The organism is Paraburkholderia sp. DD10, assembly GCF_049177125.1.
Lineage (GTDB): Bacteria > Pseudomonadota > Gammaproteobacteria > Burkholderiales > Burkholderiaceae > Paraburkholderia > Paraburkholderia terricola.
Genome location: NZ_CP185392.1, coordinates 2,231,948 through 2,247,967, shown reverse-complemented (window position 1 = coordinate 2,247,967; position 16,020 = coordinate 2,231,948). Strand labels below are relative to the sequence as shown.

Below are 16,020 nucleotides of genomic sequence, written 5' to 3'. Positions count from 1 at the left end.
AGGGCGCGCGGCCGTCTGGGGGCGCAATACCGCTGGTTTATCTCTTGCGGGAGATTTTCATGAAGGTGCTTGCGGTTCATCCCAGCGGTTTGATGTACACGCGCGTGTTCCTGCGTCTGGAGCCGCTTGGACTCGAGTATGTGGCGGCCGTCGCGCGGGACGCCGGTCACGAGGTCCGCCTCATCGACCTGCAGGCCGAGACGCACCGCGACCTGCACCGCATGATACGAAGTTGGCAACCCGACGTAGTGTGTTTCTCGGGCAACTATCTCGCCAACATCCCCGAAATCATCGATCTCGCGAAAGCGATCAAGGCTGCGCTGCCGCAGTGTTTCGTGCTGGTCGGCGGACACAGCGCCTCGTTTGTCGCGGCCGATCTGCTGCGGCATGCCGATGGCGCGGTGAACTGCGTGCTCCGCGGCGAAGGCGAGGCCTCGATCGCCGCCTTGCTGGAGACGGTTGCCCGCGGCGGCGATCTGCTGCGTGTGCCCGGTGTGGTCACGCGCGATGGCGAAGGGCCGCCGCCGTGCTTCGCGCAGTCGCTCGATACGCTGCGCCCGGCGCGCGATCTGTTGCGGCATCGGAGAAAATATTTTATCGGCGTGCTGGACCCCTGCGCCTCAATCGAGTTTGCGAGAGGCTGCCCCTGGGACTGCGCGTTCTGCAGCGCGTGGACGTTTTATGGCCGCAGCTACCGCGCGCGCAACCCGGAACAGGTCGTCGCCGAACTGGCGACGATACGCGAGCCGGGCGTATTCATCGTCGACGACGTGGCGTTCGTTCATGCCGAGCACGGCATGCAGATCGGCGAGGCGATCGAGCGCCGTGGAATTCGAAAGAGGTATTACCTGGAGACACGCGGCGATGTGTTGTTGCGCAATAAGGACGTGTTTCGATTCTGGCGCCGCCTCGGACTGGAGTACATGTTCATCGGCATGGAGGCGATCGATGCGGAGGGCCTGAAGGCGTTCCGCAAACGCATCACGCTGGACAAAAACTTCGAGGCGCTGGAGTTTGCCCGCTCGCTGGGGATCACCGTCGCGATCAATCTGATTGCCGACCCCGACTGGGACTGCGAGCGCTTCGAAACCATCCGGCGTTGGTGCCTGGAGATACCGGAGATCGTCAATATCAGCGTCAACACGCCTTACCCCGGCACCGAAATCTGGCTGCGCGAGCAACGCAGGCTGACCAGCCTGGATTATCGGTTGTATGACATACAGCATGCGGTTTTGCCGACCCGTTTGCCGCTCGATGAGTTCTATACGGAACTGGTGCGCACGCAGCAGGTACTCAATCGCAAGCACCTGGGCTGGACCGCATTGCGGGGCGCGACGGGGCAGGCGTGCAAGCTGTTGCTGCGCGGCCAGACCAACTTCGTGCGGATGTTGTGGAAATTCGATTCCGTTTTCGATCCGCGATTGCAACTCGGCGATCATGCACGCATGGTGCGTTATGCCATGTCGCCGCCGCCCGCCGTGACGGACGAGCGGGTCGACGTGAAATCGATTTATGTCTATGGGCCGACGGGTCGCCGAGGGCGCCGGATCGACGACGCCACCGAAAGATTCGTGGACGGGACGCGGATGGGGGCGGAGTAGGAGTGGGGAAGTAGCCGCTTCGCGTCGCCTTCGATTGCCGGGTGAAGTACCATCGCCGCTTCGTTAATAACAATGACGGTGTGGACCAGATCGATGACAATGTTCCAACGAACGATGGCGAGTCGCGCTTCGTTGCGGCAGACGCCGCTGAACCTGAAAGTCAACCTCGGACGACTGTTCGTCGCAGCGCTCGCGGCGAGTTCTTTCGCGACCTGCGTTCATGCGCAAAGCAACGCGTCCGGCCCGCTCGGCACGCCCTCGGGTCAACTGCAATTCGTGCGCGCCGACCACGATTGGACGGCGATGCTCGACAACGAGGTTTTCGATCGCTTCGGCGCGAACGCGCTCGCGCATTTCGATGACGTGGGCAACGCAAACGACACGGTCACGCGCACGCTCGTGCAGACCGATTCCGGCCCGGTGCTGTACGACTTTCGCCGCCGTCCGCCGCTTGTGCAGCGCTCCGGTATCCGCATGACGGTCAGGCGCGTGTTCTGGCAAGGCGATGAAGTCGTGATGCACGGCTCGCAAGGCTGGTTCCGATTCAAGCGCGGCATGCTGACGAAGCTGCAGTCGTCGACGACGACGTATCACTGATTGCGTGCATACGAATCAGAGGCGACCGCGGCGAAGCCGCGTCCTTCCTCTGCCGCTCGCGCCGCCTCCACTTCAGCATCAAGCGCAAGAATATTGGTCTGAAACGCGATGCTTTCGATCGTGCCGGTGACGTTCCGCCCCGAGGCGTCGTTGGCGTCGTTGGCCCGTATGCGTGGAGATCGCGTCAGCGAGCGTCGCCTTTCAGACCTGACCGACACCACCATCGGCCATCAAATCCGCCCCCGTCACATAGGAACTCTGGTCGGACGCGAGAAAGAGCGCCGCATTGGCAATCTCCTCGGCCCGCGCGAGTCGACCGATCGGGATCATGCTCTGGTACATGTTCACCAGTTCCTCGCGCGTCGCCGATTGAGAATCGAGAATCGGAGTATCGGTGACGCCAGGGCTGAGCAGGTTGACGCGAATGCCGCGATCCTTGAATTCCGCGGCCCACGTGCGGGCATAGGAACGTAGCGCCGCCTTGGTCGCCGCGTAGGCCGTATGGCCGGGAATGCCCATGCCGTGCATGGCCGAGGAGACCAGAACGATCGATCCGCCCGCTGTCATCAGCGGCAACAGCTTCTGAACCAGGAAGACCGGGCCGCGAGCCATGAGGTTGAAGGCCTTGTCGAAATGCTCGGGCGTGAGGGTGTCGATCGAAGCCTGCTCCGTAAAACCCGCGTTCGACACGACGATGTCGACGACACCTTTTACTTCCCTGACTGTTGCAGCGACGCGATCGAGATCATCGAGGTTCGCCGCGTCAGCCTGGATAGCGGTGACGTTGCGGCCGATCAGTCGGGCGGCTTCGTCGAGCTGCGCCTGCCGGCGACCAAAGATAAAGACATGCGCGCCTTCGGCCACCAGGCGTTGGGCGATCGCCAAACCGATACCGGTCGTTGCGCCGCTAATGACGGCGGTCTTGCCTGCGAGAGTGGACATCGAAACCTTCTATCTGTTCGTGAATGACAGAACGATGGTAATTGCGGCCGGCGGGAATGATAATGCGGAGATTTTTCATAAGATCTATTCTCTCGGGGAATAGCTGGAGCGCTCGGAGGCGACGGCAATGGATCGGTTTCACGAATTGAACGCCTTCATCGCCGTGGCCGAGGCGGGTGGCTTTTCGGCTGCGGCGCGTAGAACGGGAGAATCGCAATCCGCCATCAGCAAGGCCATCGGGACGCTGGAGAAGCGCCTTGGCGTGCTGTTGTTCAACCGCAGCACGCGCAACGTGACCCTCACGGATCAGGGGCAGCGGTACTACGATCGGACCAGGCCGCTCGTCGATGAGATGGATGAAGCCGACAGCGAACTGACGAGCAGCACGCTCGATGTCTCCGGTTTGATCAGGATCGCCGTAGCGTCCACGTTCGGTCGCCTTCACGTCTTGCCGCTCATCCCTGAGTTGTTGTCGCTCAATCCCGGCCTTCAGGTCGATCTTGTTCTTTCGGACCTCGTGCGCGACATGGTGGAAGACCGGATCGATCTCGCGATCCGGGTAGGTCCCGTCAACGATCCTGACGCGGTCGTCAGGCGCGTGGCGACCACGCCGCTCGTGTGCGTCGGATCGCGTCGCTATTTCGAGCAACACGGCATACCCAGGACACCCGCCGAGCTCGTCGACCACAACTGCCTTTTATATGGCGGTCTGACGGAGTCGGCGAACTGGCCGTTCGTCGGGCCGGACGGTCCATTCAGTGTGGCCGTTCGCGGCAATCTTTCGTCGAACAGCGTCGAAACGATCCGGGCGGGTGTGCTGGACGGCGTTGGAATCGGCCTCTTTGCGAGAGTGTCGCTTGCCGACGAACTCCGGCATCCGGACGTGATCGCCGTTCTCGAGGACTTTATAGGCGACGTGAGAGACATCAGCGTCATCTGGCCAAGGCGTCGGTTTGTACCGGCGCGCGTGCGCCGCGTGACGGACTTTTTTGCCGCGGCCCTCCCGCTGCGCGTTTAGGCAAACGGAATCCTCGGCGCGTCACGCGTCGCTGCGAGACGCAGTTCATGACGCTTTAGCATGAATGACTCAACAAAAATTCCTGCTCGCCGTCACCAGCCCACCCAGCAGATGCGACATATCGACAAGGCGATGCGCCACCAGATGGCGTACTTCGCCTTCGCACTGCCACACCCCGAGCACGCCGAGTAACGACGCGCCAAGCACCTCCCGGCGCTGCTGTTCGAGCACCTTGGGCCAGATGATGACGTTCACATTGCCGGTCTCGTCCTCGATGGTGATGAAGATGACGCCCTTCGCGGTATCGGGCCGTTGACGCACCGTAACAATGCCGCAGCCGCGCGCGAGGCGGCCGTTGCGGTAGGTCTGCAACGTGGATGCCGGCATCCATTTGCCGGCCAGCAAATGTCGGCGCAGTAGCGCGAGGGGATGCCGGCCCAGTGTCAGTCCCATCGACCGGTAGTCGCCGACGATATCGTCCGCCTCGGACGGCGCGCCCAGTTCAGGCGTTTCGTCTTCGACTTTCGCGACCGAGAGCATGTCCTTGTCAGGTATGGACGCAACCGACTGCCACAGCGCCTCGCGCCGGTTGCCGGCAAGCGAGGACAGGGCGTTGGCCGCGGCCAGCACCTGCAGGTCGCGACGGTCCAGTTGCGCGCGCCGCGCGAGGTCGGACACGGTCGTGAATCGACGCACGGCTCGCGCATTCTCGATACGTTCGGCGGTGCCGTCGCGCATGCCCCGAAGCAGCGACAAACCCAGTCTGACAGCAGGCCGCGCCGCGCCGTCGACCTGTTCGAGCGACGAATCCCAGCCGCTTATCGTGACATCCACCGGCAGCACCTGAACGCCGTGGCGCTTCGCATCCTGAACGAGTTGCGACGGCGAATAGAAGCCCATCGGCTGGCTGTTGAGCATTGCGGCGAGAAACGCTTCCGGCTCATGACACTTCAGCCAGCTGCTTGTGTACACGAGCAGCGCGAAGCTGGCCGCATGACTTTCCGGAAAGCCATACTCGCCGAAACCGAGAATCTGCTGAAAGATGCCGTCCGCGAATGCCCTGTCGTACCCACGTTCGAGCATGCCGTTGACGATGCGGTCGTAGTACTTCTGAAGGCCGCCTTTGCGCTTCCATGCCGCCATTGCTCTTCGCAACTGGTCCGCTTCGCCGGCCGAGAAGCCCGCCGCCAGGATGGCGACCTGCATGACCTGCTCCTGGAAAATCGGCACGCCAAGCGTGCGGCCCAATGCGGCTTTCAGCGCCTCGCTGGGGTAAGTCTCCGGCTCGAATCCCTGCCGGCGTTGCAGGTACGGATGGACGGCGCCGCCCTGAATCGGTCCGGGGCGGACGATGGCGACCTCGATAACGAGGTCGTAGAAGATGCGTGGTTTCAGCCGTGGCAGCATCGACATCTGCGCGCGCGATTCGATCTGGAACACGCCCACGGTATCCGCGCGCGAAATCATCTCGTAGGTCGCGGCGTCTTCCGCCGGAATGTCCTGCATCTCGAAGCGCTCGCCGCGCTGCGCCGACACGAGGTCCAGGGCGCGGCGGATAGCGGACAGCATGCCGAGCGCGAGCACGTCGATCTTGAGCAGCCCCAGCGACTCCAGGTCGTCCTTATCCCACTGGATAACGCTGCGCTCCGGCATGGCGGCGTTTTCAACAGGCACGAGGCGCGTGAGTTTTCCCCTGCTGATGACAAAGCCGCCCGAGTGCTGCGACAGGTGCCGTGGAAAGCCATACAGTTGCGCGGCCAGTGACGCCCACGCCTGGATGATGGGCGTCTGCGAATTCAGCCCCGATTCCTCGAAGCGCTTGAGCAGGTCCGCGCTGTTATCGAACCAGTGATGCGACTTCGCCACCGCATCGACTATCTGCATGTCGACACCGAGCGCCTTGCCGGTTTCGCGCAGCACGCCGCGCGCACGATAGGTGGAGACGGCCGCGGCAATCGCTGCACGGTCGCGGCCGTATTTGCAGTAGATGTACTGGATCACCTCTTCACGCCGCTGGTGTTCGAAGTCGACGTCGATGTCGGGCGGCTCGCCGCGCTCCCTGGAGATGAAACGCTCGAACAGCATGTTGCCGCGCGCAGGGTCGACCTCCGTAATACCCAGGCAATAGCAGACCGCCGAATTGGCGGCCGAGCCGCGGCCTTGACAGAGAATGTGCTGGCTGCGCGCAAACCGCACGATGTCGTAAACGGTGAGAAAGTACGGCTCGTATTGCAGGTCCGCAATCAGTTCGAGTTCGTGTTCGATCTGCGTCTGAACGTTGCACGGAATGCCTGACGGGAAGCGTCGCTGCGCGCCGATGTACGTCTCCTGCCGCAGATAAGTCGCCGGCGTGAAGCCTTTCGGCACCAGTTCATCGGGATACTCGTACCGGAGTTCATCCAGCGAGAACGTGCAGTGCGCGAGGATGTTCGTGGTCTCGCGAAGCGCGTATTCCGGATAGAGGTTCGCGAGCCGCAGCCGCGAGCGAAGATGCTGCTCCGCGTTCGGCGCGAGGTCGTAGCCGCATTCATGCACCGGCCTGCCGACGCGGATGGCCGTCAACGTGTCCTGCAACGGTTTGCGCGAGCGCACGTGCATCACCACGTGGCCGAGCGCGACGACCGGTATGCCATGCCTCTCAGCGGTGTATTCGACGGCGCCGCGATGGATGTCGTCCATTGCCCGCTGATGCAGCACGAGGCCGCACCACGCGCGGGCGGGAAACGTGTCGTCGAGCCATTTGAGTTGCGCTGCGAGCGTTTCTTCTTTTGCCGGGAATTCGGGCACCAGGATCGCCAGGCAATCGGGCATGCCGCGCAAATGCGCGTAGTCGCGATCGGGGCGCGACAGATCGTGTGGCGTCAGACGATATTCGCCCTTCGGCGCGCGCGTGCGCGCGAGCGTGATCAATTCGGACAGGTTGCCGTAGCCCTCGCGATTCTGCGCGAGCAGGATCAAGCCGAACGCCGGCGATCCGTCGGCATTGCGCAGTTGAAAATACGAACCGATGATGAGCGGCAACCCGATTTCCTTCGCCGCGACATGCGCGCGCACGACGCCGGCAAGCGAGCATTCATCGGTGACGGCGAGCCCTGCATAACCGAGTTGCGACGCGCGTGCGGCGAGTTCTTCCGCATGCGAGGCGCCGTGCAGGAACGTGAAGTTCGAAAAGCAGAACAGCTCGGCGTAGGCCGGTAGCGCGGTGAAAGTCGTGTCCATTGCGCATCATCCGGACAGGCCGTGCGGGAATCCGCTCTGCTCTTTTTGAGCAGGGCGGTTACGGTGGAGAGCCGGTGCCGATAGTGCGCTGTTCACGCGGGCAAGCCGGGTTGCGTGCCAGAGCGATAGGTGGATATCGGCGGTAGGGAGAGTGACGGACGACATGAGTGCAAATACTGTATATGCATACAGTATCATACGCCTGAATTTGGACCTGCACGACATTGCGAGGAAATAGCAGTTTCCTGCGCAATCGCAATCTAACTTACGTCATACGAAAGAGCGCGCCCACTCTCCAAACGCTCACGCTCACGTATAAGGTCACGCTATGGCATTGCGAGCAATTGATTCGTCCGCCTGGTTCTCTCCACATCGCGACAGAACCAGTTATGCGGCGGCGACTTCCGCAAGATGTTCTCCGTTAGCGCGCGTTCCGCATTGGCCGCTATGAACCGACGATCGTTGCGCACCCTCCGCGGCCGCCTGAAGACAATACCCATAGCGGTAGATCGAAATAAGCACATATCCGTTCTCCGCACGCAGATGCAGTTTCGTCCGCACCGAGGAAACGTGTGTATCGAGCGTGCGGGAGGGCACGTCTGCCGAATGTCGCCACACGCTCTCGATGAGACTGGCACGAGAAAGCGGCCGGCCGAGATTCTGAAATAGCAGCAAGGCGACCCGGAATTCCTTCTGTGAAAGAGCGATGCGCTCGCCCCGCCAGGATACGCGGCCTTCCTGGAGATCGAAGCGATATTCGCCGAACTGCTGCTGCCTGGCGACGGCCGATGCGCGCTGACCGCAGCGGCGTAGCAGCGTGGTGATTCGGGCGAGGAGAATCGGAGCGGCGATGGGTTGAACGAGAAAGTCGTCGGCGCCGGCGTTCAGCGCGTCGACGACATCACGCTCGCGCAAATGACATGAGATAACCAGTATCGGGAGCTCCGTGTCGCAATGATGGCGAATGCCTGCGAGCATGGCGACCACTTCTATATCAGCGTCCCAACGGAAGATCGCAAGATCAAAAGTCCCGTGCTGCAAAGCGTGAAGCAGCGATCTCACTTCCGAAAAGGTTTGACAGCTATAACCGGCTGACATGAGCGTGTCGGTTACGAAACGCAATTCGGCCGGATCATTATTAAAAATGGCGATGTGCATGAGCGATGGTTCCTCGACAGACCGGGACGTATATCGACATCCAATGCCAATCGTTAGCCTGGACGGTTCTTATTTAAGTTCTCAGTAAACGTTGCCGCGATGATGATGCGGCCACCCAACCTGGTACGGATTTTCCGATAGTTCATAAATGGCAATGGTCAGGGACTGTCAGGAAGGAAGTGAGCGCGGGCGACACGGCGAATGGTCGAAGCGTTAAACGCTATCGATTACCACGTCGACGAACATCTCTCCGGGCTGCTTGAAGCTCACGTGGCTTTCTTCCTTGTGCATTACCGGAAATGTGTGCCTGCCGCGGCGCGTAACGGCTCACTCGCGACATGCACAACTATCGCCGCGTCCGCTCCATGCAAAACGATGATAGCCGTGAAAATATGAAAATTTCATTTATCAAATTAGCCGAAAAATTCGAAAAAAATGCCGTACGACCATGACCTTCTCTGACATTGTCTTTATTCCGGGTGCCACACAATCCGTTCCAGTCTCGGTGAAAGGACCGGCGGTAGCGCGATGAACATGACGTCGAATGAGCCTGCGATACAGGTACTCGTTACCGCCTCGACTCCGCGAAAGGGGTTCTTCGTGATCGTGTATCCGTACATCGCGAGTCGCCAGACACCACGACTTCGTCGATAACGTTTCGCAAGCGGAAAAGATAGCAACAGGCTTTACGGGGAAAGAAATGCCATTCGAGAAGATCAAGGTCGGGTACGCACGTGTGTCAACCGACGAGCAACACCTCGATATGCAGTTGAAGGCGCTGGAGAGTTACGGCTGTAGCCACATCTTTTCAGACAAGGGCTTATCGGGCGCGCGTTTCGACCGGCCCGGTTTGAAGCAGGCATTGGAGGCGGTCCAGCAGGGCGGCACGTTGGTTGTCTGGCGGCTGGACCGGTTGGGGCGGTCCTTGCGACATCTCGCCAGCATTATCGGTGACCTCGACAAGAGAAAGGTGCGCGTCGTTTCGCTCACGGAATACATCGACACGCGCTCGTCGAGCGGACGCTTTACCTTTCACATGCTGGCGGCGATTGCGGAATTCGAGCGTGGCCTTATTGGCGAACGTACGCGTGCCGGAATGGCCGCGGCACGCGAACGCGGCAGCAGTATCGGGCGACCGGGTGCGTTAAGCACTCACCAGTGCGAACAGGCGCGCAGTATGCTGAAGCATCATTCCCAGGCGTTCGTCGCGAAGAGCTTCAGCGTTCACCCTCGAACGCTTCGGCGCTATCTAAACAAGGCAGAGCGGGCACCCTCGATTAACGCTGATGCTGCGATCGCGGCCGCACTTTCGGCTTCGGACTCAACTTTGGTATCGCGCGCGTAGCACGCGACGGCGAGTGACAGAGCGCTATTGAGTTTCAATTACACCTCTGTACGAACGAAACCCATGGGCCGCATTAGCAACAACCTAAGCCGGGTAGAGGTTCACCGAGGAAGAGACGGCGCGAAGCTCTCACCGCGGCACGTGCTCCCAACTCGAATTGATAGCGGCTGTCGCGAGAAGAAGTGCGTTGCTCTCTTCAGAGGCTAGGTGCCCCGGACCTTGAAGCAACGCAATACGATTTGTATCTGCCCCAATTACGATTAATGATAATTAATGTGACATCGTATGACAGTTGAAAGATGTGCTGCTAGAATGTTAAAAAACGTAACCCGCAGCGGCCTAGGAGGCCGTCAATGCTGGCAAGTTTGGAAGGAAGAACGCTTGCAGCGGCAGATCATCCGATGACTGCAATGCGTTAGTCGATTGAAGCTGATCGAATGAAACATGTGATCAATAGCAAAAGTACCGGCTCTTTAGACATTTGGCGATCCTCCTCAAGGAGGAATGCGGCCGTCTATTAAATCGCCGTAGCTCCAATATGAGAGCAGAGGGAAGTCATTTCCTGATAGGAGATGTGACTTCCTATTATCCAATGTCAGGATTTTTTCATGCGCATCGCCATTCTTGAGGACGACCCAGAGCAGTCGGAGTTCATTAATGCAGTTTTGACGCAGGCCGGGCACACTTGCTATCTATTCAAAGAGGGACGTGCGCTCATTCGTAAAATGCAGCGAGAGACGTTCGATCTTGTGTCGCTCGACTGGAATGTCGGGGACGTGCGGGGCGACGTTGTGCTTGCGTGGATCCGCGAAAATTACGACGCCAATCTGCCGGTTTTATTCATGACGTGTCGGGGGCGCGAATCAGACATTGTTGATGCACTCAATGCCGGAGCGGACGACTACCTGGTCAAGCCTGTTCCCCCACCCATTCTGCTCGCTCGCGTCAACCGGCTTTTGCAACGAATCTATCGGCAGGATGCGGCTGCCGCCACTCAGCAATTTGGCGACTATCTTTTCGAACCGCAGGCTGGGCGGGTATTTTTGAGCGACGAGCAAATTGCATTGTCGCAAAAGGAATTCCAACTGGCGCTTCTGTTGTTCCGTAACCTGGCGAGACCCCTCTCCCGCGCGCATATTCTGGAGACGATCTGGAAACACTCGGCGGACATTCCGACTCGTACGCTGGATACTCACATGTCCGCGGTACGAGTGAAGCTTCGTCTGAGGCCCGAAAACGGCTATTGCATCATGCCCATCTACGGCTACGGTTATCGTTTGGAAAAGCTCGAGAGAGAGCGTATTTGACGGAGCGCCAGGGTAACCCTGGCGCAGCAACTGGCTGAACTGTCGGCACATGCCGCGCAGTTGCCGGGCGGCACTATAGGATGTGCTCCACCGAAAGTGCGAGGTCGTCATCACTTTTTTCGGTGCCGGCGATACGCTCTCGTTCATCGCGGTCCATCATGAGTGCCCGCATCTCAGTCCACATGCCGAGGTAATGCACGACAAAGCTGTCTGGACGGCGCAGAAACCAGGGCGTGTTGATAATCATCGGGTTGAGGATCTCCGCCTCCGCAAGCAGGCCGTGTTCATTGAGTGCGTTGATGAAATGAAACTGGTCTCCGTTGCCGGCATAAACCGTTGAGCGGTCGGCGAGGCCGGCAATGCGTTGCATCAGACCGTAGAGCATCGAGGCGTTGGCTTCTGTCTTGCGAAAACCCATGACGCCGGAGTTGAATGGCCACTGCCCGACGTCGCGTGCCAACAGCCGGTCGCGACGCTCCAGAAGCGGCTCGATACGGCGTGCCATGTCGGTAAAGAGAACGTCCGCGTCGAGCCAGACGATCCAGTCGTGATCGTTCAAATAGGCATGCAGCAGCCACGGCTTGAGCCAGTTCCCTGTGCCGCGCAGTCCGACTTCTGGCGGAATCTCGCGGTGCACGTACAGCGTATGGTCGTGCCGGTCACAATATTCCCTGAAATTGCGCTCGGCGATGCGACCATACGCCGCTATTTCCGGCGTATAGAGCGTGACAAACGCGATTGACTTTCCGGGGTTGAACGAACTCCGCGTGCCCTGACTTTCGGCACGCGAATCGGCAAAGGAAAAAAAGCGCTTGCCACGTTGCTTGCAATGGTTCACATGCCGAAAGAGCGCATTGCGAAAGTCCGGCACGATGCCCATTTCAACCGGCGAATGGGTTGATTTGTCGATGCTGATGGCAAAAGTTGGGGCAAGACTCCAGCGCGGGTCGACGTTCGGACCCGTGTGCATGACCGGACACATTCCATTGACGAGCGAGTGCCAAGGTTGGAACGCGTGGGTAGCCAGCACCTCGGCCTCCCCCGGAAACGGCGTTCCCCCAAGCTTGCACTGCTTGACGAGATCGTGGACCGTAGCGCGCGAACACGTACTACTGCGCCAGATTTGCACGTCGGTCTGCGGCAATGCGCTTGATGTACTCACAAGCAGGTACTCTCGCTCATTCATCAAATTCGCGAGTGGCGCCGGGTCGACGATTGCGGCGTTTTCGGTGAGAAGCAAAACGAAGTGACCATCTTCTACACGCAGCAAGGCTTCGAGCAATGCCTCGTATTTGTGCAACGCCTGAACTTGCGGGCCCCTGGGCCCTCGCTGGCGTCCACGACTTCATGGCGGTATCCGTTGGCTAACGCGTATTCCCGGTGATTTGCGTAGCTGTGCGGCGAACGCTCAACGAAGTAACTCAAAACCGTGGACGAGCTCATCGACCTATCTCCAGAAAAAACTCAATCTTCCATGCACCGTTCGTGCTTGTAAACGGTCGATCTGCTTTCTCACTTCTCATTGCGATCGGCGCCTGTCGATCGTTTTCAAAAAGTTCACCACGGCCTAATTGTTGCATTGCGACTTCGGGGCGCTCGCCGAGCTGGTTTCTATGGCTCGCTTGACGGTGCGGGGATGCACGTTGAACTTCCGCGCGATTTCGCTAATGGGCGTCGTCTCGAACAATGCCACGGCCTGACTACGTTGCGCCGGCGTAAGCGATGGCTTGCGACCGAAGTTCTTGCCGTGCGCCCGCGCTGCTTCCATTCCCGCGCGCGTGCGCTCGCTGATCAGGCGCCGCTCGAATTCGGAGAGCGCGGCCATCATGTGAAACATAAGCACTCCGCCTGCGGATGTCGTATCGATCGATTCGTTCAGGGAGATGAAGCCGATTTTTCGTTTCCCCAATTGTCCAATCAGATCGATGAGCTTGCCGAGCGATCGCCCCAAACGGTCGAGCCGCCATACCACCAGCGTATCTCCCGCAGACATCGTGGCCAGTGCCTTGTTCAGCCCCGGCCTGCAAAATTGTGCGCCTGATATCCCCTGATCCGCGAAGAGCTTGTCGCATCCGGCGCGCATTAGCGCGTCTTTCTGGAGCGCCAGGTTCTGTTCTTCCGTCGAAACACGCGCGTATCCGACTTTCACAGAAGACTCCTCGTGTTGGGCGGCACATTGTACGGATAGTAAAAAAAATCACTTTCAGAGCAGGAACGTGAGCCGCTGCCGTTCCGTTGAGCGGTTACGCAATCAAGAAAAAAAAGAAGCATGCAGTACGGCATAAGTCCGGGAGTGCTGTGGGCGACACCATGAGTGGCGTTGCATCCGTGCCATTCGGAGGCGTTTCGGGCTTGCTGTCCATGAGCCGTTTTCGTTTCGCCTATCGAAAAGGAAAGCGTGCTCCTGGAACTCGACTGTATTGGTTGCTAGCGACCGGTTTTTTGTTTCGAAGGTCGACTGTCTCTGGCTTGCGGCATGAATTGCAAAGTGTCAGACATCGCAAGATTGGTCGCATTCTACTAGACAAAAAGGAACCCTTTTGTCCGGTCCTTTCTCACTGTTTCCTTTCCCGGCCCAGTATGGCTTTCACGTCTTGAAACAAGTTTTTTAGCAATTTGGCACAAGGGTTCCCTTTTGTCCGCCCCGAAGAAGAGCTTTGACAGCATCCGTGAGTGCAGGCGGACGAGTGGCGTCGGATAAATCGGAGGGGGCAATGACCGACACGGAAGTGGCAGAAGCGGTGTTCGCCGCAATGCGAGAAGACCGGGTGAGATTGAGGTTCGAACCAGTCTGTTCCGCGGTCGACGGCAGCGTGGTGCTCTACCACGAATGCCTGACTGACGTTACCGATGCAACAGGTAGACGTATTGATCCCATGACCTTTGTGCCGGCATTGCAGAGGCTCGATCTGATTCGTGCGTACGACCGTTACGTCGTGCGGCGTGTGATCGGTCTGCTGCGGTCAACCGCGGCTATTCGCCTGGGCGTGAACATTTCGGGCCGCAGCGCCGTATTGGACGTGATATGGGAAGCGGCGCTTCTCTGCCTCGCTTTCGAGCCTTCGATCGCCGCGCGGCTTGTCGTTGAGATTACCGAAACAGAACCCGTCGCGCGCGGCCGCGCGCGGGTGTTCGCCGACCGATTGCGCGCGACGGGCTGTCTTGTCGCGATAGACGATTTCGGAGCCGGATATGGCGTCGATACGGCAATGGAAATTCGTTCGCCCGACATCATCAAAATCGACGCCTCGTTTGTTACCGCCGCCGACGGCAACGCTTCCGCACAGGCCAGATTGAAGCGGATTGTTTCGATGGCGGCTTCGATTGCCGATACGGTTGTCGTTGAGGGCGTGCAGTCGGAATCGCAATTCGCTTCAGCGAAAGCGGCTGGCGCGACGTGGGTACAGGGGAGAGAACCGGGGCGCATTGCTGTTCGCGCGCAATTTTCGTCAACAGGAATCAGAGAATGAATAAAAACTATCGATCCATATGGAATGATGCTCTCGGCGCGTGGGTCGCTGTGTCTGAATTAGACTCAGCGCGCGGCAAAAGTGGCGGCAGTGTCGTCACCAGTTCACCGGGTACAAGTATCGGTGCCATGGGTGCCGGCATCGTGGATGGCTTCTTGGACGGCATGCCGGCACTCCGTGTGATAACCGTCGCGGCAGTCGCCGTTGCCGCCGGGTTGAGTGCGCCCGACGAGGCGTATGCGCAGAACGCCGTTTATCAGGGCACCGGGTGTACGAATGCATCTTTCGGCGCGAACCTGATGGACGTGGCGCTCGGCTGTAACGTGACAGCATCGGTTTCGGGCGCAACCGCTGTGGGGGGCAACAGCACTGCATCAGGCGTAAATGCGACAGCAGTTGGCTTATCTGCGACAGCGTCAGCGCAAGCGGCTTCCGCGTTCGGTGCGGGGGCGCGGGCTTCTGGAGCAGGTTCTTTCTCTGCGGGCAGTGGGGCACAAGCATTGGGAAGTGGCGCTGTCGCAGTCGGTGGGAGTTCCGTAGCGGGCGTAGCAGCTGCCAGCACCACACTCGTCAACGATGTTGCAGTTGGGACTAGAGCTGGCGCTACGGGGGGGAATTCCGTCGCGGTCGGAGCGGCTGCGGGCGCAAACAGTAGCGGCGCAATCGCGGTTGGTTCCGGTGCTGCTGCTACGGATGTTGATGCTCTTGCAGTAGGACACCTCGCGCAAGCGAGCGGTGTTGCTAGTAGCGCGTTCGGAGTACAGGCAACCGCTTCGGGCGGCGGTTCCGTTGCGGTAGGCAACGGCTCCCTCGTATCGGGCCTCAATTCGGCTGCGATGCTCGGAACCGCATCCGGCGGTAATGCTTTAGCGATAGGTATCGCCTCTGTTGCGTCAGGCGGGTCAGGTTCCGCTGCATTCGGTGCGCATGCTACATCTTCCGCCTCGAACGGAGCTGCTTTTGGCATTTATTCGACAGCGGCAGGGAGCGCTTCGACGGTCGTCGGCGCAGGCGCGTCCGCAAGCGCTGACTATGCGACAGCCGTTGGCGCTAATGCGTATGGCAACGGATTAAAAAGCACGGCGGTAGGTAAATTCGCAAACGCCGTGGGTGACGATTCGGCTGCGTTGGGTGAAACAGCTACTGCTTCTGGCAATGGTTCCATGGCTGCTGGTTTCGGCGCGAGTTCGAACGGCGTGAACTCTTTCGCGGGCGGCACGAACGCAATAGCTGGCATCGCAGGCAGCACGACAATCGTCAATGACGTTGCGCTCGGAAATGCCGCTTCAGCAACCGGCGGATATTCGATTGCTCTCGCCTCTGATTCGACGGCATCGAACACAAATGCCATCGCGCTCGGTCA

12 protein-coding genes and 2 pseudogenes are annotated in these 16,020 nt (G+C 59.5%); 7 read left to right on the top strand and 7 right to left on the bottom strand.

Features of this window, described 5'->3' with window-relative positions:
- Nucleotides 1–59 precede the first annotated feature (59 nt).
- A complete protein-coding gene (gene hpnR, locus ACOCG7_RS10235) occupies nt 60–1,601 on the top strand; it encodes a hopanoid C-3 methylase HpnR (RefSeq protein ID WP_154872709.1) in 1,542 nt (513 codons plus the stop codon).
- 114 nt (nt 1,602–1,715) lie between these two features.
- Entirely contained in the window at nt 1,716–2,198 is a 483-nt protein-coding gene (locus ACOCG7_RS10230; protein WP_154872711.1) for a hypothetical protein, read from the top strand.
- Nucleotides 2,199–2,212: 14 nt separating this feature from the next.
- On the opposite strand, the pseudogene ACOCG7_RS10225 reads toward ACOCG7_RS10230, so the two are convergent.
- Together ACOCG7_RS10225 and ACOCG7_RS10220 are read right to left on the bottom strand one after the other, a co-directional pair.
- Nucleotides 2,213–2,332, bottom strand: a pseudogene (locus ACOCG7_RS10225) (methyl-accepting chemotaxis protein); the annotation flags it as partial.
- A 67-nt stretch (nt 2,333–2,399) separates the two neighbouring features.
- Nucleotides 2,400–3,140, bottom strand: coding sequence for an SDR family NAD(P)-dependent oxidoreductase (locus ACOCG7_RS10220; protein ID WP_154872682.1), 741 nt, complete (start codon nt 3,138–3,140; stop codon nt 2,400–2,402).
- A 127-nt stretch (nt 3,141–3,267) separates the two neighbouring features.
- On the opposite strand from ACOCG7_RS10220, the gene ACOCG7_RS10215 reads away from it, so the two are divergent.
- Nucleotides 3,268–4,158: a LysR family transcriptional regulator gene (locus tag ACOCG7_RS10215; protein ID WP_083080916.1), complete on the top strand. Its 891-nt coding sequence runs from the start codon at nt 3,268–3,270 to the stop codon at nt 4,156–4,158.
- Nucleotides 4,159–4,227: 69 nt separating this feature from the next.
- Here ACOCG7_RS10215 and ACOCG7_RS10210 read toward each other — a convergent pair whose 3' ends face one another.
- Together ACOCG7_RS10210 and ACOCG7_RS10205 are read right to left on the bottom strand one after the other, a co-directional pair.
- Complete coding sequence (locus ACOCG7_RS10210) at nt 4,228–7,377, bottom strand: error-prone DNA polymerase (protein WP_421375345.1); 3,150 nt, start codon at nt 7,375–7,377, stop codon at nt 4,228–4,230.
- A gap of 387 nt (nt 7,378–7,764) precedes the next feature.
- The gene (locus ACOCG7_RS10205; protein WP_073429181.1) at nt 7,765–8,535 is read right to left on the bottom strand and encodes a response regulator transcription factor; all 771 of its coding nucleotides are present in this window, start codon (nt 8,533–8,535) and stop codon (nt 7,765–7,767) included.
- Nucleotides 8,536–9,235: 700 nt separating this feature from the next.
- Here ACOCG7_RS10205 and ACOCG7_RS10200 point away from each other — a divergent pair.
- Complete coding sequence (locus ACOCG7_RS10200) at nt 9,236–9,880, top strand: recombinase family protein (protein WP_154872686.1); 645 nt, start codon at nt 9,236–9,238, stop codon at nt 9,878–9,880.
- A 608-nt stretch (nt 9,881–10,488) separates the two neighbouring features.
- Nucleotides 10,489–11,187 (top strand): response regulator transcription factor, encoded by a 699-nt coding sequence (locus ACOCG7_RS10195; RefSeq protein WP_154872688.1) that lies wholly within the window; start codon nt 10,489–10,491, stop codon nt 11,185–11,187.
- A 73-nt stretch (nt 11,188–11,260) separates the two neighbouring features.
- Here ACOCG7_RS10195 and ACOCG7_RS10190 read toward each other — a convergent pair whose 3' ends face one another.
- Both ACOCG7_RS10190 and ACOCG7_RS10185 read right to left on the bottom strand, forming a co-directional pair.
- The gene (locus ACOCG7_RS10190) at nt 11,261–12,469 is read right to left on the bottom strand and encodes a galactosyl transferase GMA12/MNN10 domain protein (RefSeq protein WP_421375342.1); all 1,209 of its coding nucleotides are present in this window, start codon (nt 12,467–12,469) and stop codon (nt 11,261–11,263) included.
- Between the two features lie 285 nt (nt 12,470–12,754).
- Nucleotides 12,755–13,336 carry a recombinase family protein gene (locus ACOCG7_RS10185; RefSeq protein ID WP_073429178.1) on the bottom strand — a complete coding sequence of 194 codons (582 nt, stop codon included), beginning with the start codon at nt 13,334–13,336 and terminating at the stop codon, nt 12,755–12,757.
- Between the two features lie 565 nt (nt 13,337–13,901).
- Between ACOCG7_RS10185 and ACOCG7_RS10180 the strand changes: the two genes are divergently transcribed.
- Nucleotides 13,902–14,657: an EAL domain-containing protein gene (locus ACOCG7_RS10180; protein WP_073429177.1), complete on the top strand. Its 756-nt coding sequence runs from the start codon at nt 13,902–13,904 to the stop codon at nt 14,655–14,657.
- A pseudogene (locus ACOCG7_RS10175) lies at nt 14,654–15,454 on the top strand (ESPR-type extended signal peptide-containing protein); the annotation flags it as partial. The gene ACOCG7_RS10180 and the pseudogene ACOCG7_RS10175, both read left to right, overlap by 4 nt.
- Nucleotides 15,455–15,687: 233 nt before the next feature.
- On the opposite strand, the gene ACOCG7_RS10170 reads toward ACOCG7_RS10175, so the two are convergent.
- Nucleotides 15,688–16,008, bottom strand: coding sequence for a hypothetical protein (locus tag ACOCG7_RS10170; RefSeq protein WP_310117676.1), 321 nt, complete (start codon nt 16,006–16,008; stop codon nt 15,688–15,690).
- Between the last annotated feature and the right edge of the window lie 12 nt (nt 16,009–16,020).

What these genes read in the sequence shown, in the direction of transcription:
- hpnR (WP_154872709.1), top strand. Translation starts at nt 60, where the DNA reads ATGAAGGTGCTTGCGGTTCATCCCAGCGGTTTGATGTACACGCGCGTG.
- ACOCG7_RS10230 (WP_154872711.1), top strand. Translation starts at nt 1,716, where the DNA reads ATGGCGAGTCGCGCTTCGTTGCGGCAGACGCCGCTGAACCTGAAAGTC.
- ACOCG7_RS10220 (WP_154872682.1), bottom strand. Translation starts at nt 3,140, where the DNA reads ATGTCCACTCTCGCAGGCAAGACCGCCGTCATTAGCGGCGCAACGACC.
- ACOCG7_RS10215 (WP_083080916.1), top strand. Translation starts at nt 3,268, where the DNA reads ATGGATCGGTTTCACGAATTGAACGCCTTCATCGCCGTGGCCGAGGCG.
- ACOCG7_RS10210 (WP_421375345.1), bottom strand. Translation starts at nt 7,377, where the DNA reads ATGGACACGACTTTCACCGCGCTACCGGCCTACGCCGAGCTGTTCTGC.
- ACOCG7_RS10205 (WP_073429181.1), bottom strand. Translation starts at nt 8,535, where the DNA reads ATGCACATCGCCATTTTTAATAATGATCCGGCCGAATTGCGTTTCGTA.
- ACOCG7_RS10200 (WP_154872686.1), top strand. Translation starts at nt 9,236, where the DNA reads ATGCCATTCGAGAAGATCAAGGTCGGGTACGCACGTGTGTCAACCGAC.
- ACOCG7_RS10195 (WP_154872688.1), top strand. Translation starts at nt 10,489, where the DNA reads ATGCGCATCGCCATTCTTGAGGACGACCCAGAGCAGTCGGAGTTCATT.
- ACOCG7_RS10180 (WP_073429177.1), top strand. Translation starts at nt 13,902, where the DNA reads ATGACCGACACGGAAGTGGCAGAAGCGGTGTTCGCCGCAATGCGAGAA.
- ACOCG7_RS10170 (WP_310117676.1), bottom strand. Translation starts at nt 16,008, where the DNA reads ATGGCATTTGTGTTCGATGCCGTCGAATCAGAGGCGAGAGCAATCGAA.